Annotated in this window: 21 protein-coding genes; all 21 read left to right on the forward strand. The window is 72.1% G+C overall.

Translation table 11 applies throughout. The features are described from left to right. The first annotated feature begins 8 nt into the window (after positions 1–8). The 21 genes from ruvX to HNR15_RS07260 all read left to right on the forward strand — a co-directional run bounded on the left by ruvX (position 9) and on the right by HNR15_RS07260 (position 24,762). A complete protein-coding gene (gene ruvX, locus HNR15_RS07160) occupies positions 9–524 on the forward strand; it encodes a Holliday junction resolvase RuvX (RefSeq protein WP_179480345.1) in 516 nt (171 codons plus the stop codon). Continuing rightward, complete coding sequence (gene mltG / locus HNR15_RS07165) at positions 521–1,831, forward strand: endolytic transglycosylase MltG (RefSeq protein WP_179480347.1); 1,311 nt, start codon at positions 521–523, stop codon at positions 1,829–1,831. Before ruvX ends, mltG begins: the two co-directional genes overlap by 4 nt. Then, positions 1,825–2,667: a shikimate dehydrogenase gene (locus HNR15_RS07170; RefSeq protein WP_343048454.1), complete on the forward strand. Its 843-nt coding sequence runs from the start codon at positions 1,825–1,827 to the stop codon at positions 2,665–2,667. The genes mltG and HNR15_RS07170 overlap by 7 nt, the downstream gene beginning before the upstream one ends. 13 nt (positions 2,668–2,680) lie before the next feature. Further along, on the forward strand, positions 2,681–3,901 hold the full coding sequence (gene aroC, locus HNR15_RS07175) for a chorismate synthase (protein WP_179480349.1): 1,221 nt from the start codon (positions 2,681–2,683) through the stop codon (positions 3,899–3,901). Next, positions 3,898–4,416, forward strand: a complete 519-nt coding sequence (locus tag HNR15_RS07180) for a shikimate kinase (RefSeq protein ID WP_179480351.1) — start codon at positions 3,898–3,900, stop codon at positions 4,414–4,416. Before aroC ends, HNR15_RS07180 begins: the two co-directional genes overlap by 4 nt. Beyond that, positions 4,413–5,489 carry a 3-dehydroquinate synthase gene (gene aroB, locus HNR15_RS07185; RefSeq protein ID WP_179480353.1) on the forward strand — a complete coding sequence of 359 codons (1,077 nt, stop codon included), beginning with the start codon at positions 4,413–4,415 and terminating at the stop codon, positions 5,487–5,489. Before HNR15_RS07180 ends, aroB begins: the two co-directional genes overlap by 4 nt. Positions 5,490–5,663: 174 nt before the next feature. Further along, entirely contained in the window at positions 5,664–6,224 is a 561-nt protein-coding gene (gene efp, locus HNR15_RS07190; protein WP_179480355.1) for an elongation factor P, read from the forward strand. 7 nt (positions 6,225–6,231) lie between these two features. After that, the gene (nusB, locus tag HNR15_RS07195) at positions 6,232–6,642 is read left to right on the forward strand and encodes a transcription antitermination factor NusB (RefSeq protein WP_179480357.1); all 411 of its coding nucleotides are present in this window, start codon (positions 6,232–6,234) and stop codon (positions 6,640–6,642) included. Between the two features lie 219 nt (positions 6,643–6,861). Continuing rightward, entirely contained in the window at positions 6,862–10,062 is a 3,201-nt protein-coding gene (locus HNR15_RS07200) for a glycoside hydrolase domain-containing protein (RefSeq protein ID WP_179480359.1), read from the forward strand. 198 nt (positions 10,063–10,260) lie between these two features. Then, a complete protein-coding gene (pyrR, locus tag HNR15_RS07205) occupies positions 10,261–10,860 on the forward strand; it encodes a bifunctional pyr operon transcriptional regulator/uracil phosphoribosyltransferase PyrR (RefSeq protein ID WP_179480361.1) in 600 nt (199 codons plus the stop codon). Beyond that, complete coding sequence (locus tag HNR15_RS07210; protein ID WP_179480363.1) at positions 10,857–11,780, forward strand: aspartate carbamoyltransferase catalytic subunit; 924 nt, start codon at positions 10,857–10,859, stop codon at positions 11,778–11,780. The genes pyrR and HNR15_RS07210 overlap by 4 nt, the downstream gene beginning before the upstream one ends. Then, the gene (locus HNR15_RS07215; RefSeq protein ID WP_343048455.1) at positions 11,777–13,075 is read left to right on the forward strand and encodes a dihydroorotase; all 1,299 of its coding nucleotides are present in this window, start codon (positions 11,777–11,779) and stop codon (positions 13,073–13,075) included. The genes HNR15_RS07210 and HNR15_RS07215 overlap by 4 nt, the downstream gene beginning before the upstream one ends. Further along, entirely contained in the window at positions 13,072–14,238 is a 1,167-nt protein-coding gene (gene carA / locus HNR15_RS07220; RefSeq protein WP_343048456.1) for a glutamine-hydrolyzing carbamoyl-phosphate synthase small subunit, read from the forward strand. The genes HNR15_RS07215 and carA overlap by 4 nt, the downstream gene beginning before the upstream one ends. Further along, complete coding sequence (gene carB, locus HNR15_RS07225; RefSeq protein ID WP_179480367.1) at positions 14,238–17,540, forward strand: carbamoyl-phosphate synthase large subunit; 3,303 nt, start codon at positions 14,238–14,240, stop codon at positions 17,538–17,540. The genes carA and carB overlap by 1 nt, the downstream gene beginning before the upstream one ends. After that, positions 17,537–18,418: an orotidine-5'-phosphate decarboxylase gene (gene pyrF / locus HNR15_RS07230; protein WP_179480370.1), complete on the forward strand. Its 882-nt coding sequence runs from the start codon at positions 17,537–17,539 to the stop codon at positions 18,416–18,418. Before carB ends, pyrF begins: the two co-directional genes overlap by 4 nt. A gap of 237 nt (positions 18,419–18,655) precedes the next feature. Further along, complete coding sequence (mihF, locus tag HNR15_RS07235; protein ID WP_179480372.1) at positions 18,656–18,970, forward strand: integration host factor, actinobacterial type; 315 nt, start codon at positions 18,656–18,658, stop codon at positions 18,968–18,970. A gap of 3 nt (positions 18,971–18,973) precedes the next feature. After that, on the forward strand, positions 18,974–19,525 hold the full coding sequence (gmk, locus tag HNR15_RS07240) for a guanylate kinase (RefSeq protein ID WP_179480374.1): 552 nt from the start codon (positions 18,974–18,976) through the stop codon (positions 19,523–19,525). A 101-nt stretch (positions 19,526–19,626) separates the two neighbouring features. Beyond that, entirely contained in the window at positions 19,627–19,890 is a 264-nt protein-coding gene (gene rpoZ / locus HNR15_RS07245) for a DNA-directed RNA polymerase subunit omega (RefSeq protein ID WP_179480376.1), read from the forward strand. Between the two features lie 26 nt (positions 19,891–19,916). Then, on the forward strand, positions 19,917–21,146 hold the full coding sequence (coaBC, locus tag HNR15_RS07250; protein WP_179480378.1) for a bifunctional phosphopantothenoylcysteine decarboxylase/phosphopantothenate--cysteine ligase CoaBC: 1,230 nt from the start codon (positions 19,917–19,919) through the stop codon (positions 21,144–21,146). Positions 21,147–21,243: 97 nt separating this feature from the next. Then, a complete protein-coding gene (gene metK / locus HNR15_RS07255; protein ID WP_179480380.1) occupies positions 21,244–22,464 on the forward strand; it encodes a methionine adenosyltransferase in 1,221 nt (406 codons plus the stop codon). Positions 22,465–22,641: 177 nt separating this feature from the next. Continuing rightward, positions 22,642–24,762 carry a primosomal protein N' gene (locus tag HNR15_RS07260; RefSeq protein WP_343048457.1) on the forward strand — a complete coding sequence of 707 codons (2,121 nt, stop codon included), beginning with the start codon at positions 22,642–22,644 and terminating at the stop codon, positions 24,760–24,762. The last annotated feature ends 42 nt before the right edge of the window (positions 24,763–24,804 follow it).

A 24,804-nucleotide genomic window follows, 5' to 3' on the forward strand; every position in this document is an offset into this window, starting at 1 on the left:
AGGCGGCGATGAGGCCGGGCGCCCGCCTCGGCGTCGACGTCGGATCGGTGCGCATCGGTGTCGCGACCAGCGATCCGGACGCGTCGGTCGCCACCCCGCTGCGTACGGTCCGCCGCGACCCCGCAGGCGTCGCCGACACCGCCGAGGTCGCGCACGAAGCCGGAGAACGCGGCGTCCTCGAGATCGTCGTCGGGCTGCCGCTCTCGATGGACGGGGTGGAGCGGGCTGCCGCGCAGACGGCCCGGTCCTGGGCCGTCGCCCTGGCGAAACAGGTGCCGGGAGTGGTCGTGCGGCTGGTCGACGAGCGCTTGAGCACGGTGGACGCACAGCGCGCCCTGCACGCCGCCGGGCGTACGGCCCGCACCAGTCGGGAGATCATCGACCAGCAGGCAGCTGTGCTGATCCTGCAAGCCGCGCTTGACTCCGAGCGTGTTTCCGGACACGCTCCGGGAGAAATCGTCGGCGGCCGCAAACCGCGTACTCGGCAGAGCCGCCGACGCCCCTCGGAAGGAAGGCCCGGATGAACGACTCCCATCTCGGGGATTCGATCTTCGGCTCATCCGGGCGCGGCGCCCGGCAGGGTGGTCGGGACGCGACCGGCCCGCTGTCCGATGCGGACCCGGACGCCACCGGGCCGGTGCCACCCGCGGTGGCAGCGCCGGCCGTGAGCAGGCGTGAAGCGCGTGAGCGCGACCTGCAGCGGCAGGCCCCAGCTCCCCGGCCACGCGAGGCACGGCCCCGCAGACGGCCGGACGACGACGGCCGTCGGCCCGCGGTGCGTGGATGCCTGGCGCTGATCGTCGGCGCGCTCGTGATCGGTGCTGCTCTCATCTTCGCCATCTCGACGCTCGGCTCCTCGTTCCTGCCCAAGTTCGGCGGGGGCGGCGCGCTCGCCGGTGGCGGCGGGGACTACGTGGGCGCGGGCACGGGGAGCGTGACCATCACCGTCGCGCCGGGCGACTCCGGGACGGCGATCGGCGAGACCCTGCAGAAGGCGGGGGTCGTGAAATCGGCCAGCTCCTTCACCGCGCTCGCCGCCAACAACTCCAAGTTCGCGGCGCTGCAGCCGGGCACCTACCGGCTGCGCAGGCACATGAGCTCCGCCGACGCGCTCGACGTACTGCTGGATCCGAAGGCGAAGGTGTCCGGGGGAGTCACCATCCCCGAGGGCCTGTGGGCCACCGAGATCTACAGCCGTCTGTCCCAGGCGACCAAGGTGCCGCTCGCGGACTACACGAAGGTGCCGGTCGCGTCTCTCGGCCTGCCGGCAGCCGCTCGGGGCCGGGTCGAGGGATACCTCTTCCCCTCGACGTACGACTTCCCGAAGGGCGCGAGCGCCCAGACCCAGCTGCAGGCCATGGTGACCCGCTTCAAGCAGGAGGTGGCGAGTCTCGGGATCCCGCAGAGCCGCCTCGCGAAGGTCACCATCGTGGCCTCGCTGGTGGAGGCGGAGGCCAGTCGTGCACAGGACGGCCCGAAGGTCGCGCGCGTGGTCGACAACCGCATCGCACGCGGGATGCCGTTGCAGTTGGATTCCACGGTGAACTACCTGCTGCACCGCCGCGGCAAGGTGACCACCAGCAACGGCGAACGCGACTCGTCGAGCCCGTACAACACCTACCGCTCCGCCGGACTGCCTCCCGGGCCGATCGACAACCCCGGACTGGCGTCCCTGCGTGCGGCGTACCGACCCGCGGCGGGTCCCTGGCTGTACTTCGTGACCGTCAACCTGGCCACGGGCGAGACGGTCTTCGCCTCCGACAGCACCGGGCACGCGGCCGCGGTACGACGTTTCCAGGCCTGGTGCACCGCGCATCCGGGCAAGTGCTGAACGGTCCACGGGCGGCGGTCCTCGGCCGGCCGGTGGCGCATTCGCTGTCGCCGATCCTGCACCGGGCGGCGTACGACGCGCTCGGCCTGTCCGACTGGACCTTCGACCTGTTCGACGTGGGCGCGCAGGAGCTGCCGGGCTTCCTCGCCTCGCTCGACGAGCGGTGGCGCGGACTGGCTCTCACGATGCCGTTGAAGGAGGCCGCGCTGGCGCTGGCCGATGTCGCGTCGCCGACCGCGCTGCATACCGGGGCGGCGAACACCCTGATCCGGCAAGACGATTCATGGCACGCGGACAACACCGACGTGTTGGGGATCCGCGCGGCGCTGCTCGACGCGGGTGTCGCCCCCGGCGCCGGGCGGGCCCTCGTCCTCGGGTCCGGCGCCACCGCTCGGTCGGCCCTGGCTGCCCTGGCGGGGCTCGATCTGCACGACGTCGTCCTCGCGGTGCGCGGCGAGGCCCGCCCCGAGACGCTGCGGCAGGCCCGTGAGGCGGGGATGACGATCAGGGTGGCGCCGCTCGACGATGCGGCCCATCTGCTCACCCAGGTGCCGGTCGCGGTGAGCACCCTGCCGCCCGGCGGCGCCGACGCGGTCGCGGCCACGCTGGGGGAGCGGCAGCTCACCGGGGACGGGGTCCTGCTCGACGTGGTCTACGCCGGGTGGCCGACGCCGCTGGGGACTGCGGCGCGGCGCGCGGGACTCAGCGTCGTGCCCGGCATCGAGATGCTGATCCACCAGGCTGCCGCCCAGGTGCGGTCCATGACGGGCCGGGACGCGCCGCTCGCCGCGATGCAGGCGGCTGGACGGGCGGCGCAGCGCACCCAGGGGGCGTGACAAACTCGGGCGCATGTTGCGTTGGTTGACCGCCGGTGAGTCCCACGGCCCGTCCCTCACCGCGGTGATCGAGGGTCTGCCCGCCGGGATCCCGGTCAGCCGGGAGGATCTGGTCGTCGCCCTGGCCCGCCGCCGGCTCGGATACGGCCGCGGTGCCCGGATGAAGTTCGAGCAGGACGAGGTGCAGTTCACCGGCGGCGTGCGACACGGCCGCACGATGGGCTCGCCGGTCGCGATCACCATCGCCAACACCGAGTGGCCCAAGTGGGAGACGGTGATGAGTCCGGAGCCTGTGGACGTCGACGACCTCCGGGCCGCCGACGACATGGGCGCCCCGAAGGAACTGGCCCGGAACAAGGCACTGACCCGGCCCCGGCCCGGCCACGCCGACCTGGTCGGGATGCAGAAGTACGGCTTCGACGAGGCCCGCCCGGTGCTGGAGCGCGCGTCCGCGCGCGAGACGGCTGCGCGGGTTGCCCTCGGTGAGGTCGCCGCCCGGTTCCTGCAGGCGGCGTACGGCATCCGGCTGGTCTCGCACACGGTCGCCATAGGCGGTGCCGAGGTCGCCGACGACGTCCCGCTGCCGGATCCGGACGACGTCGACTCGCTCGACGCCGACCCGGTGCGCACCCTGGACCCGGCCGGATCCGCGGCGATGGTCGCTGCGATCGACGCCGCCAGGCAGGCCGGGGACACGCTCGGCGGAGTGGTCGAGGTCATCGCCTACGACGTCCCGCCCGGCCTCGGTTCCCACGTGCACTGGGACCGGCGGTTGGACTCCCGGCTCGCCGGCGCGCTGATGGGCATCCAGGCCATCAAGGGCGTCGAGGTGGGCGACGGGTTCCGGACCGCGACCCGGCCCGGCTCGCAGGCCCACGACGAGATCGTGCGCCAGGACGGCGTCGTACGCCGCACGTCCGGGCGGGCCGGCGGCACCGAGGGCGGCATGTCCACCGGTGAGGTGCTGCGGGTGCGCGCCGCCATGAAGCCGATCTCGACAGTGCCGCGGGCGCTGCGCACGATCGACACCGCGACCGGCAAGCCCGCCACCGCGATCCACCAGCGCTCGGACGTCTGCGCGGTGCCGGCGGCGGGTGTCGTCGCCGAGGCGATGGTCGCGCTCGTGCTGGCGCAGTCGTGCCTGGAGAAGTTCGGCGGCGACAGCGTCGTGGAGACCGCGCGCAACCACCTGAGCTACCTGGAGTCCATCCCGGCCGAGATGCGGACCTGGTGAGCGTCGTCGCGGTCCTGATCGGACCCCCCGGTGCGGGCAAGACCACCGTCGGTCGGCGGGTCGCCGCCCGGTTGCAGGTGCCGTTCGTCGACACCGACCATCTGGTCGAGCAGGAGGCCGGCGCGAGCATCTCCGACATCTTCGTGGAGCAGGGCGAGCAGGCGTTCCGCGCCCTCGAGGCGGCCGCGGTCGCACGCGGCCTGCAGGGCGAGGGCGTGCTCGCACTCGGCGGGGGAGCGGCGATGCACCCGGGCACCGCGGAGCTGCTGCGCGGTGCGCCGGTCGTCTTCCTGGACGTGACGATCAAGGACGCGGCGGGCCGGGTCGGCTTCGACGGTTCGCGGCCTCTGCTGGCCGTCAACCCACGCGCCACCTGGACCCGGATGATGGACGCCCGACGCCCGACGTACGAAGCCCTCGCCACGTGGCGGGTCGACACCGGCGGCCGCAAGATCGCGGAGGTCGTCGCTCAGGTGTCCGAGTTGATCGACCCCGGCTCGACGGAGCGGGCATGACGATCGACCGGATCCCGGTCGGCAGCGCGTACGACGTACTGGTCGGTCGTGGGGTCCTCGCGCAGCTGCCGGCGGTCGTGCCGGACGACGCCACCAGGGTCCTGCTCGTCCACCCGCCGACGCTGGCCCACCGCGCGGACGAGCTGGCCGCTGCGTTGCGCGCGGGCGACCGGTCGGTCCTGGTTGCGCAGCTGCCGGATGCCGAGGCCGCGAAGACCGCCGATGTCGCCGCGCGTCTGTGGTCCCGGCTGGGCGAGGCGGGCTTCACCCGCACCGACGTCGTCGTGGGGTTCGGCGGGGGAGCCACCACCGACCTGGCCGGGTTCGTGGCCGCGACCTGGCTGCGCGGCATCCGGGTCGTGCAGGTGCCGACGACGCTGCTCGGGATGGTCGACGCCGCGGTCGGCGGCAAGACCGGCATCAACACCCCCGAGGGGAAGAACCTCGTGGGTGCCTTCCACGAACCGGTCGCGGTGCTGTGCGACCTGGACCTGCTGGCCACGTTGCCGCGGGCCGACCTGGTCGCGGGGCTCGCCGAGGTCGTCAAGTGCGGTTTCATCGCCGATCCGCGCATCCTGGAGCTCGTCACGGCGGACCCGGCGGCTGCGAGCGATCCGGACGGTGAGGTGCTGCCCGAGCTGGTGCGCCGGGCCGTCGCGGTGAAGGCGCGGGTGGTCGCCGCGGACCTCAAGGAGTCCTCGCTGCGCGAGATCCTCAACTACGGCCATACCTTCGCGCACGCCATCGAGCAGGTCGAGCACTACACCTGGCGCCACGGTGACGCCGTCGCCGTGGGAATGGTCTACGTCGCCGAGCTGGCTCATCGGGCAGGGCTGCTCGCCGCGCATCTGGTGGCCGAGCACCGCCGGGTGCTGACCTCGCTCGGCCTGCCGACGACCTACCGGGGCGGCCGTTGGGAGGACCTGCTCGCCGCGATGCGACGCGACAAGAAGACCCGCGGCGACCTGCTGCGGTTCGTCGTGCTGACCGACGTCGCGGCGGTGACCCGGCTGGAAGGACCCGCGGAGTCGGACCTTCGCGCGGCATACGACGCGGTCAGCGCCACCGACTGATTCGGGGCAGGGCGTCCCGGCCGGTAGACTGGACTCGACGATCCGGCGGCCGAATCAGCACCCACCCCGACGCAGACACGCGGCATGTGCGCCTGTCTGCGTCGATCCGTGAGTGCGTGGCTCCAGGATCGATCCCCGAGACCTGCACCTGAACTACCGAAGGAAGTCCTACCCGTGGCGAGCACGAACGAACTGAAGAACGGTCTGGTCCTCTCCATCGACCGCCAGCTGTGGTCGGTGGTGGAGTTCCAGCACGTCAAGCCCGGCAAGGGGCCGGCCTTCGTGCGCACCAAGCTCAAGAACGTCCTGTCCGGCAAGGTCGTGGACCGCACGTTCAACGCCGGCGTGAAGGTCGAGACGGCCACCGTGGACCGCAGCGACATGCAGTACCTCTACAAGGACGGGTCCGACTACGTCTTCATGGACGTCAAGACCTACGACCAGGTGACCATCCCGGGCGCGACCGTCGGGACCGCCGCGAACTTCCTGCTCGAGAACAACGAGGCGATCGTGGCCACCCACGACGGCACGGTGCTCTACGTCGAACTGCCGACCTCCGTGGTCCTGGAGATCACCCACACCGAGCCCGGCCTGCAGGGCGACCGCTCCACGGGCGGCACCAAGCCCGCCACGCTGGAGACCGGCGCGGAGATCTCCGTCCCGCTCTTCCTGGAGACCGGCGTCAAGGTCAAGGTCGACACCCGCGACGGGTCGTACCTCGGCCGCGTGAGCTGAGGCGACGGTGGGCGCTCGCACCAAGGCTCGCAAGCGCGCGCTCGACCTGCTCTTCGAGGCCGAGCAGCGCGGTGTCAACGCCGTGACGCTGCTCGACGAGCGGGTCGCGGAACCCGTCACACCGGCCCCTTTGCCGGACTACACCGCCGACCTGGTCCGCGGCGTGGTGGCGCACTGGTCGGTCATCAACGAGACCATCCAGACCTACACCGACTGGCCGATGGACCGGATGCCGGCGGTCGACCGGGCCCTGCTGCGGCTCGCGGTCTGGGAGCTCGCGTTCAACGACGACGTACCGGAGAAGGTGGCGATCGCCGAGGCGACCCACCTGGCGAGTGAGCTGTCCACCGACGCCTCGCCGCAGTTCATGAGCGGCCTGCTCACCCAGGTCGCGCAGGTCAAGCACACCCTGGCCTGAGTCGACCCTCTCGGCCCCGACCGGGTGGAGTCGCGGCGCGCTTCATACGGCGCGCGGCGACCCTCGTCGTCCGCCGTCGTCTCCGTCATCTCTGGTGTGACCGATCCCGGGAAGATCGGCGTGGCGGCTTGCATTTCGCCAGGCTCGTAACCGCCACACTGAACGTTGCCTGTGGCACGGTATGGAGGCCCACCAGCCTCACCTGTCACAGGAGTCCCAGTGAAGATCCGTCGTGGATCGTCCGCCGCCTATCGCGCGGCCCTGATCGGCACCGTCACGGCGGCCGCGACGATGGGTCTCGCGGTCGGACCGGCCGGCGCCGATCCCGCACCGGCGCCGTCGCCAGTCCCTCCCGTCACCAGTGCCGCCGCTCCGGTGTCCGCCACCGCGGGCGCCACGGGGACCCGGGTCGTGTCGTACGGCGGGGTGTCCGTGCGGGTGCCGGCCGCCTGGCGGGTCGTAGACCTGGACAAGACCCCCGGTGCCTGCGTGCGACTGGACGTCCCGACGGTCTACACCGGCGCGGCGGCGGCACAGCAGGACTGCCCCGCCCACCTGGTGGGCCGGGCGGACACCCTCTGGCTCGCGCCGTCGGCCACCGCCGCGGGCACGCCGAGCGGCCGGGTGGGCACCATGGCCGCGCGCGTGATGACCGACGCCACCGCGCACGAGCAGTTGGCCGCGGTCGCCGGACGCAAGGTCGTCATCCAGGCGACCTGGGGCACCTCCCGGACGGACGTCGACGCGGCCCTCGCGAGCGTCACGGGCACCACCGGGTCGGTCCCTGCGGCAGCCTTGGCGCGCGCCGCGACGAGCCCGGGCGCATCGGCCGCGCAGCCGGCTGCCACCGCCGGCCCGCAGGCGAGCACCAGCGCCGTGGCCGCATCGACCTCGGCGTTCACCGGGTTCGGGCTGGACACCTGCTCCGCTCCCTCGACCAGTGCCCTCAGCGCGTGGAAGAGCTCGCCGTACCGCGCCGTCGGCGTCTACATCGGCGGCGCGAACCGCGCGTGCGGCGACGGCAACCTGTCCGCGTCCTACGTGTCGGCGGTCAGCAGCGCGGGATGGGGTCTGATCCCGATCTACGTCGGGCTGCAGGCGCCGTGCGTCCAGGCCGGCGGCCTGTCCACCATCTCTCCCTCCAGTGCCGCCAGCCAGGGCACCGCGGCTGCCGCCGACGCCGTCGCGAAAGCCCGGTCGTTCGGTATCGGCACCGGCCGGCCCCTCTACTTCGACATGGAGAACTACGGTCTCGGCAGCTCGTGCCGCAACGCGGCGCTGACGTTCCTCTCCGCGTGGACCACCGCCGTCCACCGGTCCGGCTACCTGTCCGGCGTGTACGGGGGCCCGCCGTCGGTGATGAGCGACATGTCCTCCGCCGGCAGCAGCTTCGTCGCGCCCGACCACGTCTGGTTCGCGTACTGGAACGGCCTGGCGAACACCAGTGCCCAGTCGTCGTACTCCCGCTTCTCCGACGCCGAATGGGCGAACCACCAGCGGCTGCACCAGTACGCCGGGAACGTCACCGAGTCCTGGGGCGGTGTGCGGATCAACATCGACGCGAACTGGATCGACGCGCCCCTCGCCGGTAACGCGACGCCCGTCTCGTACGGCAGCAACACCACCGGGCCCGTCGGAGCCGGGTTCTCCTTGACCGGACCGATGTCGTCCTGGCACACGATGACCGGCCAAGGGCTGGGTGGCCACGCGCTCTACACCGGCAGCAGCGGCACCTCCACGGAGGTCAACGGCGCCACATGGTCGAGGTACCTGGGGGCGGGCACCTACAGCGCGATGGCATACGTGCCGTCCAGCAACAGCAGCGGGCGGGCGCGCTACTCCATCACCGGCGGCGGCGTGTCGACCAGTTCGGTGCTCGACCAGTCCAGCGCCAAGGGGTACCGCTCGGTCGGCACCTTCACGCTGCACTCGGCCGCCACGGTGGCGGTGCACGTCGGCGACAACGGCGGCAGTGCAGCGCACACGCCGTTCGCGGTCGACGCCATGTGGTTCAAGGCGCTCTCGTCGACGCCCCCGCCGCCGCCCGCACCGGCAGTACCCGGTCCTTCGTCGCGGCTGTCCTCCACGGTCGGCAGCGGCTCCTCGACGGTCGACTGGGCGGCCCCGACCACCGGCGGCACGGTCGGCAGCTACACCGTCACGGCGTCCCCCGGCGGGCGGTCGGTCAGCGTGGGCGCCGGCGCGCGCAAGGCCACGCTGACCGGGCTCAGCAACGGCACGACCTACCGCTTCACCGTCGTTGCCAAGAACGCCGGCGGCTCGGGGCCGGGCGTCACCACGGGCACCGTCGTGCCGACCGCATCGACCCGTCTGACCGCCGTCGGTCCTGTGCGGCTGGTCGACACCCGCTTCGGCACCCGTTTCAACGCCGTCCACACGCCGCTCGCGCCCGGGGCATCACTGAAGATCTGGGTCAGCGGTCTGGTCGGATCGCCCGTGCCGTCCTCTGCGACCGGCGCCCAGTTGCACCTGAGCGTCTCCACGTCCAGGCCGGGCTGGCTCACCACCCCCGGAGGGGCCGTGGTGTTCGGCGGATCGCAGGTCACATCCTCCTCGCGGCTCTTCCCGCTGACCGGCCGTTCGGTGACGGTCACCAACCACGGCCCGGCCGCGGTGCACCTGATGATCGACGTCGAGGGCTACGCGTCGACCGGCGGCAGCCGGTGGACGGCGACGACGCACACCCGGATCGTCGACACCCGCGTCGGCACCCGGTCCAACAGCCGGCGTACCGCGATCGGGGCCGGCGCCACGGTCACCTTCAAGGTGGCCGGTGCGTCCGGTTCACCGGTCCCCACCGGGTCCGCGAGCGCGCTGCTGAACGTCACCGCGACCTCGGCAGGCTCCGCGGGCTACCTCACGGTGAGCAGCACCAGCACCTCGGTGCTGGCTTTCGGTGCGGGGCGCAGCGTCGCGAGCACGACGCTGGTCCGGCTCGGCTCGTCGGGCACGATCACCGTGACCAACCGCTCGGCGCACAGCCTGCACGTCATCGTCGATGTGCAGGGGTACGGCGGTGCGTCCGGTGGCCAGTGGACCCAGGTGCCGCCGACGCGGATCCTGTCCGGTGTCACTGCCACGGCGGCGTTCTCCCGCGCGGTGCAGATCCCCGCCCGCGGGTCGGTGACGGTGCAGGTGCGCGACACCTACGGCACGCCGGTGCCCGGCACGGCGACCGGTGTCGAGGTCGTGCTCGACGCCGAGTCTGCTCAGGCCTCGGGGTATCTGACGAACGGCACGGTCTCCAGCGCGAGCTCGCTGCTGGGCTTCACCGCGGGTGGAGCGGGCACCAACACCGCACTGCTGCCGATCAGCGGCAGGGGCACGGTGACGATCACCAACGTGTCGGGCGGGACCGTCCGGCTCACGCTCGACGTCACGGCGTACACCGGTCCCTGACCCTTGCGCAGCGCGGCGCACGGCGCGGTTGTCAGCGTTTCTCTGGTGGATACGCCAGAGAAACGCTGACAATCGCCGGCCGAGCGAGTCCGAACGCGTGGACGCCGTCGGCGGGCGGGCGCTCCCTCCGCTACCATCGGGGCCGACAGACATCCTTTAACGATCCGTCCTGCGAGGCGGCGAAGGAGGTCATGACGCTTGTCGACGCGTCCAGACCGTAAGGCTCCCGGTGCATCCACCGGTCGAGTAGTCCTCTCCGAGAACGAGATCCGTCGCGCCCTGCGCCGTGTGGCGCACGAGTTGCTCGAACGCAACAAGGGCGCCGATGACCTGGTGCTCCTCGGGATCCCGCGCCGCGGTGCCACCCTGGCCGCGCGTCTGGCCGAGGCGATCGCCGAGGTGGAGGGCGTGCACGTGCCCACCGGCGCGCTCGACGTCACGATGTACCGCGACGACCTGCGCCTGCAGCCCATCCGCACCGCCGCACCCACCCAGATCCCGCCCGCCGGCATCGACGACGCCGTCGTCGTGCTCGTGGACGACGTGCTCTTCCACGGGCGGACCGTGCGTGCTGCGCTCGACGCGATCGGCGACCTCGGCCGCCCGCGCGCCGTACGCCTCGCCGTGCTGATCGACCGGGGACACCGCGACCTGCCGATCCGCGCGGACCACGTCGGCAAGAACCTCCCCACCGCACTGCGCGAACGCGTGCACGTCTCCCTGGTGGAGGACGACGGGATCGACGAGGTGCGCATCGTCGACGCGCCCGCCGCCGACACCTCGGAGGTGACGTCGTGAGGCACCTGCTGTCTGCTGCCGACCTGGACCGGGACCAGGCACTGACCATCCTGGAGACCGCTACCCAGATGCACGACGTGCAGCACCGCGAGGTCAAGAAGCTGCCCGCCCTGCGCGGCCGCACGGTCGTCAACCTCTTCTTCGAGGACTCCACCCGCACCCGGTCGTCGTTCGAGATCGCCGGGAAGTGGCTGTCGGCGGACGTCATCAACATCTCCGCCAAGGGCTCCTCGGTGAGCAAGGGGGAGTCGCTGCGCGACACCGTCACCACGGTCGCGGCCATGGGCGTCGACGGGCTGGTGATCCGTCACCACGCGAGCGGTGCGCCTGCGCAGGTCGCCGACTGGGTGGACGCCATCGTCGTCAATGCCGGTGACGGCACCCACGAACACCCCACCCAGGCCCTGCTGGACGCGTACTCCATCAGTCGCCGCATCGGCGACCTCGCCGGCAAGCACGTGGTGATCGCCGGGGATCTGACGCACTCCCGTGTGGTGCGCAGCAACCTGCTGCTGCTCAAGACCCTCGGCGCGCAGGTGACGCTGGTGGCCCCGCCGACGCTGATGCCCAGTGGGATCGGCGCCTGGAGCGAGGCGGCGGGCTTCGCCACGACGTACGACTTCGACGCGGTGCTGCCGGACGCCGACGCGGTGATGATGCTGCGGGTGCAGAAGGAGCGGATGACCGGCGGGTACTTCCCGACGCCGCGCGAGTACACCGTCGGCTACGGCCTCACCCGGGAGCGGCTGAAGCTGCTCCCGCCGAACGCCGTGATCGCCCACCCCGGTCCGATGAACCGGGGGCTGGAGATCACCGCCGACGCCGCCGACGAGGCCCGCTCGCTCATCCTCGACCAGGTCTCGGCCGGCGTCGCGGTGCGGATGAGCGTGCTCTACCACCTCCTGGGAGGAGCACAGTGACTGATTCGTATCTGATCGTGGGCGCGGACGTCGTCGGCGAGGGCCGCGCCGACCTCCTGCTGCAGGACGGCGTCGTCCGCCGCGTGGAGACCGGCTCCGATGCCCCCCGCGACGCCCGGCGTATCGACGCCGACGGCCTCGTGGCGCTGCCCGGCCTCGTCGACCTGCACACCCACCTGCGCGAACCGGGCCGCGAGGACGCCGAGACGATCGCCACGGGGTCCGCGGCCGCGGCCGCGGGTGGCTTCACGGCCGTGCTCGCGATGGCCAACACCGACCCGGTCACCGACACGGCCGAGGCCGCGGAACGGGTGCGCGAGCTGGGCCGGCAGGCCGGGCTGGTCGACGTGCACCCCGTGGGCGCCGTCACCAAGGCCCTCGCCGGGGAGCAGCTCGCCGAGCTAGGGCTGATGGCCCGGTCCCGCGCCCGCGTGCGGGTCTTCTCCGACGACGGCAAGTGCGTGCAGGACGCGCGGCTCATGCGCCGGGCGTTGGAGTACGTCAAGGCGTTCGGCGGCGTGGTCTCCCAGCACGCCCAGGATCCGCGCCTGGCGGGCTCCGACGCGTGCGCCCACGAGGGCGAACTGTCCGGGCGGCTCGGCCTCCCGGGCTGGCCAGGGGTCGCGGAGGAGGTCATCGTCGCCCGCGACGTGATGCTCGCGCGGCACACCGGCAGCCGGGTGCACATCGCGCACGTCTCAACGGCCGGCTCGGTGGAGGTGCTGCGCTGGGCCAAGGCGCAGGGCATCGCGGTCACCGCCGAGGTGACCCCGCACCACCTGATGCTGCCGGTCGAGAAGGTCGCGACGTACGACCCGACCTTCAAGGTCAACCCGCCGCTGCGACCCGCCGAGGACATCGCCGCGCTGCGGGAAGCGCTGGCGGACGGCACCATCGACGCGGTCGCCACCGACCACGCACCGCACGCCCGGCACGACAAGGAGCACGCGTTCGCCGAGGCGGCGTTCGGGATGCTCGGCCTGGAGCAGGCGCTGCAGGTCGTGCACACGGTGATGGTGCGCGCCGGCTCGATGGACTGGTCGCAGGTGACGGCCGCGATGTCGACGACGCCGGCTCGGATCGCCGGGCTCGACGATCAGGGCGGTGGCCTCGCCGACGGGGCTCCGGCCAACCTGGTGCTCTTCGACCCGGCTGCCCGCGTCACGGTCGACCGGGACGCCTCGCGGTCGCTCTCGTCCAACAACCCATGGCACGGCGTCGCGCTCGACGGCGCGGTGCACGCCACTTTCCTACGAGGTCGGGCGACGCTGCTCGACGGCGAGGTGCACGCGTGAATCAGCAGACAGCACAGGATCTCTTCGCACTGGACAGGTCGCCCGCGACCCTGGTTTTGGAGGACGGCACGACGTTCACCGGCCAGGCCTACGGCGCGAGCGGCGTCACCTTCGGCGAGGCCGTCTTCTCCACCGGTATGACCGGCTACCAGGAGACGCTCACCGACCCCAGCTACCACCGGCAGGTGGTCGTGATGACCGCGCCGCACGTCGGGAACACGGGCGTCAACGACGAGGACGGGGAGTCGCGACGGATCTGGGTGTCGGGATACGTCGTGCGCGACCCCGCGCTGCGACCGTCCAACTGGCGCTCGGTGCGCACCCTGGAGGACGACCTGCGCGACCAGGGCGTGGTCGGCATCTGCGGGATCGACACCCGCGCGCTCACCCGCCACCTGCGCGAGCGAGGGGCGATGCGCGTCGGCATCTTCTCCGGCGACGCCCTTACTACCGGCGATCTGGTCGCCCGGGTGCAGGACGCGCCCCGGATGGACGGAGCCGAGCTGGCATCCGAGGTCACGACGCCGACCGCGTACGTGGTGCCGGCGGTGGGGGAGAAGCGCTTCACCGTCGCCGCGATCGACCTCGGCATCAAGGCCGCCACGCCTGCGAGTCTCGCGGCTCGCGGCGTCGAGGTGCACGTGCTGCCGGCGGACACGACGTACGCGCAGATCGAGGCGCTCGCCCCCGACGGGGTGTTCTTCTCCAACGGACCGGGCGACCCGGCGACCGCGCCCCAGGTGACGCTGCTGCGCGAGGTGCTGCTCGCGCGGATCCCGTTCTTCGGCATCTGCTTCGGCAACCAGCTGCTCGGCCGGGCGCTCGGCTTCGGCACCTACAAGCTGAAGTACGGCCACCGCGGCATCAACCAGCCGGTGCTCGACCGGAGCACCAGCAAGGTCGAGATCACCGCGCACAACCATGGATTCGCCGTCGACGCGCCACTGGACGGTGACGTGCTGGCGCCCGAGGGTGCGCCGTACGGGCGGGTGCGGGTCTCGCACGTCTGCCTCAACGACGACGTCGTGGAGGGGCTGGAGTGCCTCGACCTGCCGGCGTTCTCGGTGCAGTACCACCCCGAGTCCGCGGCCGGCCCGCACGACGCGGCGTACCTCTTCGACCGGTTCACCGACCTGATGGCCAGCAACAAGGAGAACAAGTAATGCCCAGGCGGGACGACATCAAGAGCGTGCTGGTCATCGGCTCCGGGCCGATCGTGATCGGCCAGGCGTGCGAGTTCGACTACTCCGGCACCCAGGCGTGCCGGGTGCTGCGCGAGGAGGGCCTGCGGGTCATCCTCGTCAACTCCAACCCGGCCACGATCATGACCGACCCCGAGTTCGCCGACGCGACGTACGTCGAGCCGATCAATCCGGCGGTCGTGGAGTCGATCATCGCGGCCGAGCGCCCGGACGCGGTGCTCGCGACCCTGGGCGGCCAGACCGCGCTCAACACCGCGATCGCGCTGCACGAGGCGGGGGTGCTGGAGAAGTACAACTGCCCGCTGATCGGTGCCAATGTCGAGGCCATCGAGCTGGGGGAGGACCGCGAGCGCTTCAAGGGCGTGGTCGCCCGCTGCGGCGCGGAGTCGGCGAAGTCGATCATCGCCCGCACAATGGACGAATGCCTCGCTGCCGCAGAGCAGCTCGGCTACCCGATGGTGGTGCGACCGTCGTTCACCATGGGTGGCCTCGGCTCCGGGTTCGCGTACGACGAGAAGGGGCTGCGCCGGATCGCCGGCGCCGGCCTGCAGGCCAGCCCGACCACCGAGGTGCTCCTGGAGGAGTCGATCCTCGGCTGGAAGGAGTACGAGCTGGAGGTCATGCGCGACCACGCCGACAACGTGGTGGTCGTCTGCTCCATCGAGAACCTCGACCCGATGGGCGTGCACACCGGCGACTCGATCACCGTCGCGCCCGCGCTCACCCTGACCGACCGGGAGTACCAGCGGCTGCGCGACATCGGCATCGCGGTCATCCGCGAGGTCGGCGTCGACACCGGTGGCTGCAACATCCAGTTCGCGGTGAACCCCGAGGACGGGCGGATCATCGTCATCGAGATGAACCCGCGGGTGTCGCGATCGAGCGCGCTCGCCAGCAAGGCCACCGGTTTCCCGATCGCCAAGATCGCCGCCAAGATGGCCATCGGCTACACCCTCGACGAGGTCCCCAACGACATCACCGAGCAGACGCCCGCCAGCTTCGAGCCGTCGCTGGACTACGTCGTGGTCAAGGTGCCGCGCTTCGCGTTCGAGAAGTTCCCGGCCGCCGACCCGACCCTCACCACCACGATGAAGTCGGTCGGCGAGGCCATGTCTATCGGACGCAATTTTACCGAGGCGCTGCAGAAGGCGCTGCGCTCGATGGAGCGCTCCGGCTCCTCCTTCCACTGGAACCCCGACGACGAGCCGTCCAAGGAGATGGGGCGTGCCCTGCTGGACCAGGCGCGTACGCCGACCGACGGGCGGATCGTGCTGGTGCAGCAGGCACTTCGGTCCGGACTGTCCGTCGAGGAGGTGCACGACGCCACCAAGATCGACCCGTGGTTCCTGGACCAGATCGAGCTGATCAACACCGTCGCGCGGCGCGTGCGCACCGCGCCGGAGCTGACCCCCGCGCAGCTGCGCCTCGCCAAGCGGCACGGCTTCTCCGACGCCCAGCTGGCGCAGCTGAGCGGCACGCCGGAGGCCGTCGTACGCGGGGTGCGGCACGCCCTCGGGGTGCGCCCGGTCTACAAGACGGTCGACACCTGCGCCGCGGAGTTCGCCGCCAGCACGCCGTACTACTACTCCAGCTACGACCAGGAGAGCGAGGTGTCGCCGCGCGAGCGGCCCGCCGTGCTGATCCTCGGCTCGGGCCCCAACCGGATCGGGCAGGGCGTGGAGTTCGACTACTCCTGCGTGCACGCGTCGTTCGCCCTGCGCGACGCCGGCTTCGACACGGTGATGGTCAACTGCAACCCCGAGACCGTCTCCACCGACTACGACACGTCCAGCCGGCTCTACTTCGAGCCGCTCACGCTGGAGGACGTGCTCGAGGTCGTGCACGCCGAACGCGCCGCCGGCCCCGTCGCGGGCGTCATCGTGCAGCTCGGCGGGCAGACCCCGCTGGGCCTTGCCAAGGCGCTCAAGGAGGCCGGCGTGCCCATCGTCGGCACCTCGCCCGAGGCCATCGACCTGGCCGAGGACCGCGGCGCGTTCGGCCGGGTGCTGGCCGAGGCGAAGCTGCCCGCGCCGAAGCACGGCATCGCCTACAGCGCCGACGAGGCCCTGGCCGTCGCGCAGGAGATCGGCTACCCCGTGCTGGTGCGGCCGTCGTACGTGCTCGGCGGGCGCGGCATGGAGATCGTCTACGACGACGACACGCTGGCCCAGTACGTCACCCGCGCCACGGACGCCTCCCCGGAGCACCCGGTCTTGGTCGACCGCTTCCTCGACGACGCCATCGAGATCGACGTGGACGCGCTCTACGACGGGCACGAGATGTACCTCGGCGGGATCATGGAGCACATCGAGGAGGCCGGGATCCACTCCGGCGACTCCGCGTGCGCGCTGCCGCCGGTGACGCTCGGCGCGCAGGAGGTCGCGCGGGTGCGCGAGTACACCCTGAAGCTCGCGCGGGGCATCGGCGTGCGCGGTCTGATGAACGTGCAGTTCGCCCTCGCGCAGGACATCCTCTACGTGCTCGAGGCCAACCCCCGCGCCAGCCGCACGGTGCCGTTCGTGGCCAAGGCGACCGGCGTACCGATGGCCAAGGCCGCGGCGCGGGTGATGCTGGGGGCGAGCGTCCAGCAGCTGCGCGACGAGGGGATCCTGCCGCCGCGCGGCGACGGGAGCACCCTGCCGTCCTCGGCGCCGACCGCGGTGAAGGAGGCGGTGCTGCCGTTCAAGCGCTTCCTGACCACCGACGGCGAGGTCGTCGACAGCCTGCTCGGGCCGGAGATGCGCTCGACCGGCGAGGTGATGGGCATCGACGACGACTTCGGCTCGGCGTTCGCCAAGAGCCAGCTGGGCTCGGTGACCGGACTGCCGCGCGAGGGGCTGATCTTCGTCTCGATCGCCAACCGCGACAAGCGCGCGATGATCTTCCCGCTCAAGCGGCTCGCGGACCTGGGCTTCGACCTGCTCGCGACCGAGGGCACGGCGGACGTGCTGCGCCGCAACGGCGTCCACGCCCAGGTCGTGCGCAAGCACAGCGAGGGTCGCGGACCGCAGGGCGAGCCGACCGTGGTCGACCGCATCCTGGCCGGAGACGTGGCGATGGTGGTCAACACCCCGTCCGGGCAGGGCGCGCGCGTCGACGGCTACGCCATCCGGGCGGCCACCACGAGCATGGACCGGCCGATCATCACCACGGTGCAGCAGCTGGCGGCCGCGGTGCAGGGCATCGAGGCGCAGCTGGCCGGGCCGATGAAGGTCAAGCCGCTGCAGGCGCACGCCCGGGACCTGAACCTCTACGCACGATGACCTCGGGGAGTTCCGGGAGCTCGGCGGACGGTGCCGGGGAGCGGACGCCGTTCGGGGTCCGGTTGCGCGCCGCGATGGACGCGCACGGTCCGCTCTGCGCCGGGATCGACCCGCACCGCGCGCTGGTCGAGGCGTGGGGACTGCCCTACACCCTGGCGGGGGTCGAGCGGTTCGCGATGACCTGCGCCGAGGCGTTCGGCGGGCAGGTGGCGGCGGTCAAGCCGCAGTCGGCGTTCTTCGAGGTCTTCGGGTCCGGGGGAGTGGCGCTGCTGGAGCGGGTGGTCGCGGCGCTGCGGGACGCGGGCACCCTGACCGTGCTCGACGTCAAGCGCGGCGACATCGGCAGCACGATGGCGGCGTACGCCGACGCGTTCCTGCGCGAGTCCCCGCACGCACCCGACGCGATCACGCTCAGCCCGTACCTGGGGTACGAGTCGCTGCGCCCGGCGATCGACCTGGCCCACGCGACCGGCCGCGGTGTCTTCGTGCTGGCGCTGACCTCCAATCCCGAGGGTGCGAGCGTGCAGCACGCGACGCTCGACGGGGTGAGCGTGGCGCGCAGCGTCGTCTCCGGCGCTGCCGTCGACAATGCACCGGCGCGCGGTCGGGGCGAGCTCGGCAGCGTCGGGCTCGTCGTCGGGGCGACCGTCGGCGACGCCGTACGACGCCTGGACCTGGACCTCGTCGGTGCCGCCACGCCGGTCCTCGCGCCCGGCGTGGGCGCCCAGGGGGCCGGGCCGGCGCAGCTGCGGGACGTGTTCGGGGCGGCGCTTCCGCAGGTGCTGGCCGCGAGCAGCAGGGAGGTGCTGGGCGCGGGACCGGACGTGCGCACCTTGCGGGACGCCGCCCGGCGTACCGCGGACGCTCTGCGGGTCTGACCGGCCCGGCACCCCGGAAGATGGCACCGACGGGAGCAGTCAGCGCGCCGTCACGGGTCTCCTTGACTGATTTCCACGCCCGTTCCTTGCGTCAGTGCCGCTGTCGCGCAGCATGATTGGGGACCCGGATTGCCCAACGTCCCTGTCGGTGGATAGGTTCGCCGGAACGGCTGTCGCGGATTCGCGGGTGGCCATCGACGATGCAGACTGACTTCAGACCAACTCAGGAGTAACCCGGTGGCCCTCCCCGAACTGACGCCCGAGCAACGAGCCCAGGCGTTGGAGAAGGCGGCGGCAGCCCGTCGGGAGCGGGCGGAGGTCAAGAACCGCCTCAAGTACGCGCAGGGGTCGTTGCGCGACGTGATCGAGAGCGGGAAACACTCCGAGGTCATCGGCAAGATGAAGGTCTCGGCGCTGCTGGAGTCGATGCCCGGGGTGGGCCGGGTGCGCGCCGCGCAGATCATGCAGGAGATCGGCATCTCCGAGAGTCGGCGGGTGCGGGGCCTCGGGACAAACCAGATCACCGCCCTGCTGGAGCGGTTCGAGGCCTGAGGGATGCCTGCACTCTTCGTGCTGGCCGGACCCACCGCGGTCGGGAAGGGCACGGTCTCGGCGTACATCCGCGAGCACTACCCCCAGGTGTGGCTCTCGGTGTCGGTGACGACCCGCCGCCCCCGCCCCGGTGAGGTCGAGGGCCGCCACTACCACTTCGTCTCCCAGGAGCGCTTCGACGAGCTCGCGGCGCAGGGGGAGTTCCTCGAGTACGCCGTCGTGCACGGTCGGGCGAGCTACGGCACCCCGCGGGCCCCGATGCAGGCCGCGATCGAGGCGGGGCTGCTGCCGCTGCTGGAGATCGACCTGCAGGGCGCGCGGCAGGTGCGCGAACAACTGCCCGAGGCGCACTTCGTCTTCCTGGCGCCGCCGTCGTGGGACGAACTGGTCCGTCGGCTCGTCGGGCGCGGCACCGAGACCCCGGAGGAACGTGAGCGCCGGCTCGCCACGGCCCGCCTCGAACTGGCCGCCGCGGACGAGTTCGACACCGTCATCGTCAACGACGACGTACGGCGGGCCGCCGGCGAACTCGTACACTTGATGCAGCAGCACTAGACTGCTGCAGTTGCGCGACCGTCGCGCCCAGCACTGGATGCCGGGCGCAACGCCGGTCGCCACCATGAACGCACTTGCACCGCAACGGAAAGAGACTCTTCGTGTCCGGCACCCACGCCACCCCCGAGGGCATCACCGACCCGCCCATCGACGACCTGCTGCGCGTCGCCGACTCCAAGTACGCCCTGGTGATCTACGGCGCGAAGCGCGCCCGCCAGATCAACGCCTACTACTCCCAGCTGTCCGAGGGACTGCTGGAGTACGCCGGCCCGCTCGTCGACAGCCAGGTCAACGACAAGCCCCTCTCGATCGCGCTCCGCGAGATCAACCAGGGTCTGCTCGACATCGAGAAGGTCGAAGCCTAGGTCTCACGACCCCTTCCGGTCGCATCATGCGGATCGTCCTCGGCGTCAGCGGTGGTATCGCCGCCTACAAGGCATGCTCACTGCTGCGATCGTTCTCCGAGGACGGCCATGACGTGACCGTCGTGCCCACGGCCGCAGCACTGCGGTTCGTGGGCGCACCCACCTGGGCGGCCCTGTCGGGCAAGCCCGTGAGCGACGACGTCTGGTCGCAGGTGCACGAGGTGCCCCACGTGCGGCTGGGCCAGCAGGCCGACCTCGTCGTGGTGGCGCCGGCGACGGCCGACCTCCTCGCGAAGGCCGCCCACGGCATCGCCGACGACCTGCTCACCAACACCCTGCTGACAGCACACTGTCCGGTCGTCCTGGCCCCGGCCATGCACACCGAGATGTGGCAGCACCCCGCCACCGTCGCCAACGTCGCGACGCTGCGCGAGCGCGGCGTGCACGTCATCGAACCCGCCAGCGGGCGTCTCACCGGCGCCGACAGCGGCCCGGGCCGGCTGCCCGAACCCGCCGACATCGCCGCGTACTGCGCGCCGTTCCTCACCGGCGATCCTGACGATGCGCGCGACCGTGACCTCGCCGGTCTGCACGTGCTCGTCACCGCCGGCGGCACCCGCGAACCACTGGACCCGGTGCGCTACCTCGGCAACCGGTCGTCCGGCAAGCAGGGATACGCGCTGGCGGCGGTGGCAGCGCAGCGCGGCGCGCAGGTCACCCTCGTCTCCACGGTCAGCACGCCCGCGCCGCCCGGATGCGCGCTGGTGCGTGTCGAGACCGCCCTGCAGTTGCGCGACGCCGTGCTGGCCGCGGACGCCGACGTCGTCGTGATGGCCGCGGCCGTGGCGGACTTCCGCCCCGAGCACGCCGCCACCGCCAAGATCAAGAAGACCTTCGACCCGGCCGCGCCGGACGCGGTGCCCGTCGTCCGCCTGGTGCGCAACCCGGACATCCTCGCCGAGCTGCTGACCCGGCGCGGCGAGGGCACGACGCCGGTGCTGGTCGGGTTCGCGGCCGAGACCGGCGACGAGCAGGGCAGCGTGCTCGACCACGCCCGATCCAAGCTGGCCCGCAAACCGGTCGATCTGCTGGTCGCCAACGAGGTGGGCGACGGTGTGACCTTCGGTCAGGACGACACCACGGTGCACCTGCTGAGCGGCGACGGCTCCAGCTCGCACGACATCGGCCCGGCGGACAAGACGACCGTCGCGCACGCCGTGTGGGACGCCGTACGCGCCATCGCACCCACCGTCTAGACTCGGCCGTCGGCCGCTCGGTGCCCCGGATGACGGGTGCCGCGCGATCACGCGGCACACGCCGCACGAGGGCCGCGACCCATAGGAGAAGCCTGCAGTGGTACGACTCTTCACGTCCGAATCGGTCACCGAGGGACACCCCGACAAGATCTGCGACCAGATCAGCGACTCGATCCTTGACGCCATGCTGAAAGAGGACTCGCGATCCCGGGTCGCGGTGGAGACCATGGTCACCACCGGCCTGGTGCACGTGGCCGGTGAGGTCACCACCAACAGCTACGTCCCGATCGCGCAGATCGTCCGCGACACGATCGTGAACGTCGGCTACGACTCCTCGCTCAAGGGCTTCGACGGGCACTCCTGCGGAGTGTCCATCTCGATCGGCGCGCAGAGCTCCGACATCGCCCAGGGCGTCGACACCGCGCACGAGCACCGCGCCGAGGGCGGCACCGAGGCCCTGGACAGCCAGGGCGCAGGCGATCAGGGCCTGATGTTCGGGTACGCGTGCGACGACACCGCCGAGCTGATGCCGCTGCCGATCTTCCTGGCGCACCGCCTGTCCGAGCGCCTCACCCGGGTCCGCAAGGACGGCACGCTGCCCTACCTGCGCCCGGACGGCAAGACCCAGGTGACCATCTCCTACGAGGGTGACCGGGCCGTCGGCCTGGACACCGTCGTGCTCTCCACGCAGCACGCCGACGACATCTCGCTGGACGGGATGCTGGCGCCGGACATCGACGAGCACGTCATCCGGCCGGTGCTGGAGGACCTCGCCGCGGCGGGCAACACCCTCGACACCTCGTCGTACCGCAAGCTGATCAACCCGACCGGGCAGTTCATCATCGGCGGCCCGATGGGCGACGCCGGCCTGACCGGCCGCAAGATCATCGTCGACACCTACGGCGGCATGGCCCGCCACGGCGGCGGCGCGTTCTCCGGCAAGGACCCCTCGAAGGTCGACCGGTCCGCGGCGTACGCGATGCGCTGGGTGGCCAAGAACGTCGTGGCCGCCGGGCTCGCGACCCGGTGCGAGGTGCAGGTCGCCTACGCGATCGGCAAGGCGCAGCCGGTCGGTCTCTACGTCGAGACCTTCGGCACCGAGACCGCGCCCCTGGACGACATCCAGAAGGCCATCACGGACGTCTTCGACCTGCGGCCCGCCGCGATCGTGGAGGAGCTGGACCTGCTCCGCCCGATCTACCAGCCGACCGCCGCCTACGGCCACTTCGGTCGCACCGAGGCGCCCGGCATCCGGGACGCGTTCACCTGGGAGCGCACCGACCGCATCGAGCACCTGCAGAAGGCCGTCCGCGGGTAATACCCCACGAAGTTTCTCCCCCGCTTCGCTCCTCCGAATACTTCGCGAGGACCCCGAGGCGGGGCGCACCAAGCTTGTCCCACAGGTGGGGTCGTGGCGCGCTCTACGGAGCGCGCTACGACCCCATCTGTCGTACGCGCGGACGTGGTGTCCGTCCTGCCCCGTATAACTGAGCGCGTGGACGACGAGAGAGGTGCAGCGCAGGCGCCGAGCGAGCATCAGCTGGCGTTGCTGCACGCCGCCGCCGCGACCCGCCGTACGACCGCACGCGCGACCTCTTACGACGGTCCCGAACTCCCGGTCGCTCAGGTGGCCGTCGACGTGGGGCTGCCCCACCTGGACCGGCCGTTCGAGTACGCCGTGCCCGTCGACCTCGACGACACCGCCCTGCCCGGCGCCCGGGTCAAGGTGCGGTTCGCGGGCAAGGACGTCTCCGGCTTCGTGCTGGCCCGCGTCCGGGAGGCCGAGCACGTCGGGAAGCTGACGGACATCCGGCGCGTCGTGTCGCCCGAGGCGGCGCTCACCCCGGCGATCGCCCGGCTGTGCCGCGAGGTGGCCGACCGGTACGCCGGGACGTTCAGCGACGTCGTGCGCCTCGCCGTGCCCGCCCGCCACGCGGCCGCGGAGAAGGCGTTGGACGCCAAGGTGGAGGGTGCCGACGCCCCCTCACCCGACAACGGCGGGGAGGAACACGCCGCATCCGCCGCGCCCGATCCGACGAGCCCCGGGACGGGTGCCTGGGGGCGGTACCCCGCCGGCCCGGCGTTCCTGCACCGGCTGGGCAGCGGCGGCGCGCCGGCCGCCGCCTGGCTCGCAGCGCCCACCACCGATCCCGTGCTCGACTGGCCGACCGCGATGGCGCAGGCGGCCCGCGCGACGCTCGACGGGGGTCGCGGAGCGGTGCTGGTGGTGCCCGACCACCGCGACGTCGACCGGCTCGACGAGGCCCTGACCGAGCAGCTCGGACCCGGCCGGCACGTGCGGCTCACAGCGAGCCAGGGCCCGCAGGCGCGCTACACCGCCTTCCTGAAGCTGCTGCGCAGACACGTGCGCTGCGTCGTCGGGACCCGGGCCGCGGCGTTCGCGCCGGTGGCCGATCTGGGTCTGGTGGCGTGGTGGGACGACGGCGACGACCTGCTGGGCGAGCCGCGGGCGCCGTACCCGCACGTGCGCGAGGTGCTGCGGCTGCGCGCCGACCACGAGGGCGCCGGCCTGCTGAGCGGCGGTTTCGCCCGGTCGGTCGCGATCCAGCAGTGGGTGCAGCAGGGCGCACTGCAATCGGTCGACCTTCCGGTGCGCCGCGCGGCGGTGCCACGGGTGATCGTGGCCGGCGACGAGCGCGACGTCGAACGCTCCGGCGCCGCGGCGCGGGCTCACCTGCCGTCAGCGGCGTGGCGCGCCGCGCACGAGGCGCTGCAGCACGGGCCGGTGCTGGTGCAGGTGCCCCGCCGGGGCTACCTGCCGTCGTTGCGCTGCGACACCTGCCGCGACCCCGCTCGCTGCGCGGTCTGTCACGGCCCGCTGGCGTTGACGGGGTCGGGGCAGACCCCGGTGTGCCGGTGGTGCGGCGTCCCGGCGACCCCGTTCGACTGCCCCAACTGTCACTCGCACCGGCTGCGGGCGGGTGTCGTGGGCGCGCGCCGTACGGCCGAGGAGCTGGGGCGGGCGTTCCCGGGCGTGCCGGTCGTGCGCTCGGGCGCCGGTGAGGTGGTGGCCCATGTGTCGTCCTCGCCCGCGTTGGTGATCGCCACCCCGGGTGCCGAACCCGTTGCGGCGCAGGGCTACCGGGCGACGCTGCTGTTGGACGCGTGGGCGCTGGTCGACCGGCCGGTGTTGTCCGCCGGCGAGGAGACGCTGCGGCGATGGTGCGCGGCCGCCGCCCTGACCCGGTCGCACGACGACGACGGCGTGGTCGTCGTGTGCGGGGTGCGCGACGACGAACCGCTGCCCGTGGTGCAGGCGCTCGTGCGATGGGCGCCCGGGTGGCTCGCGGAGCGGGAGCTGGCCGAGCGGGAGGCGCTCGCGCTGCCGCCGGCCGTGTGGATGGCCGGTCTCACCGGCGATGCTCCGGCGGTCGCGTCGACGGACCGCGGCGTCGGCGACGGGTTCGAGCGGATCGGTCCGCTGGCACACCCGGAGCGCGACGGCACCGTTCAGGAGCGGCTGCTGTTGCGTACGTCGCTCGAGGACGGTCCGCGGGCGGCAGCCGCGCTGCACGCGGCGCGCGCCGGTCGCAGCGCCCGTAAGGAGCCGGGTAGCGTCACCGTCCGCGTCGACCCGGCGGGCGACCTGCTCTGACCCCACCCGTCGAGGGGTGGCGACCGAGGCCCACCCCTCGAT

The sequence above is a fragment of the Allobranchiibius huperziae genome (genome assembly GCF_013410455.1).
In the GTDB taxonomy this organism is placed as follows: Bacteria; Actinomycetota; Actinomycetes; order Actinomycetales; family Dermatophilaceae; genus Allobranchiibius; species Allobranchiibius huperziae.

Excerpts from the sequence above, each read along its gene's own strand:
- ruvX (WP_179480345.1), top strand. The coding sequence starts at position 9 with ATGAGGCCGGGCGCCCGCCTCGGCGTCGACGTCGGATCGGTGCGCATC.
- mltG (WP_179480347.1), top strand. The coding sequence starts at position 521 with ATGAACGACTCCCATCTCGGGGATTCGATCTTCGGCTCATCCGGGCGC.
- aroC (WP_179480349.1), top strand. The coding sequence starts at position 2,681 with ATGTTGCGTTGGTTGACCGCCGGTGAGTCCCACGGCCCGTCCCTCACC.
- aroB (WP_179480353.1), top strand. The coding sequence starts at position 4,413 with ATGACGATCGACCGGATCCCGGTCGGCAGCGCGTACGACGTACTGGTC.
- carB (WP_179480367.1), top strand. The coding sequence starts at position 14,238 with ATGCCCAGGCGGGACGACATCAAGAGCGTGCTGGTCATCGGCTCCGGG.
- pyrF (WP_179480370.1), top strand. The coding sequence starts at position 17,537 with ATGACCTCGGGGAGTTCCGGGAGCTCGGCGGACGGTGCCGGGGAGCGG.
- gmk (WP_179480374.1), top strand. The coding sequence starts at position 18,974 with ATGCCTGCACTCTTCGTGCTGGCCGGACCCACCGCGGTCGGGAAGGGC.
- coaBC (WP_179480378.1), top strand. The coding sequence starts at position 19,917 with ATGCGGATCGTCCTCGGCGTCAGCGGTGGTATCGCCGCCTACAAGGCA.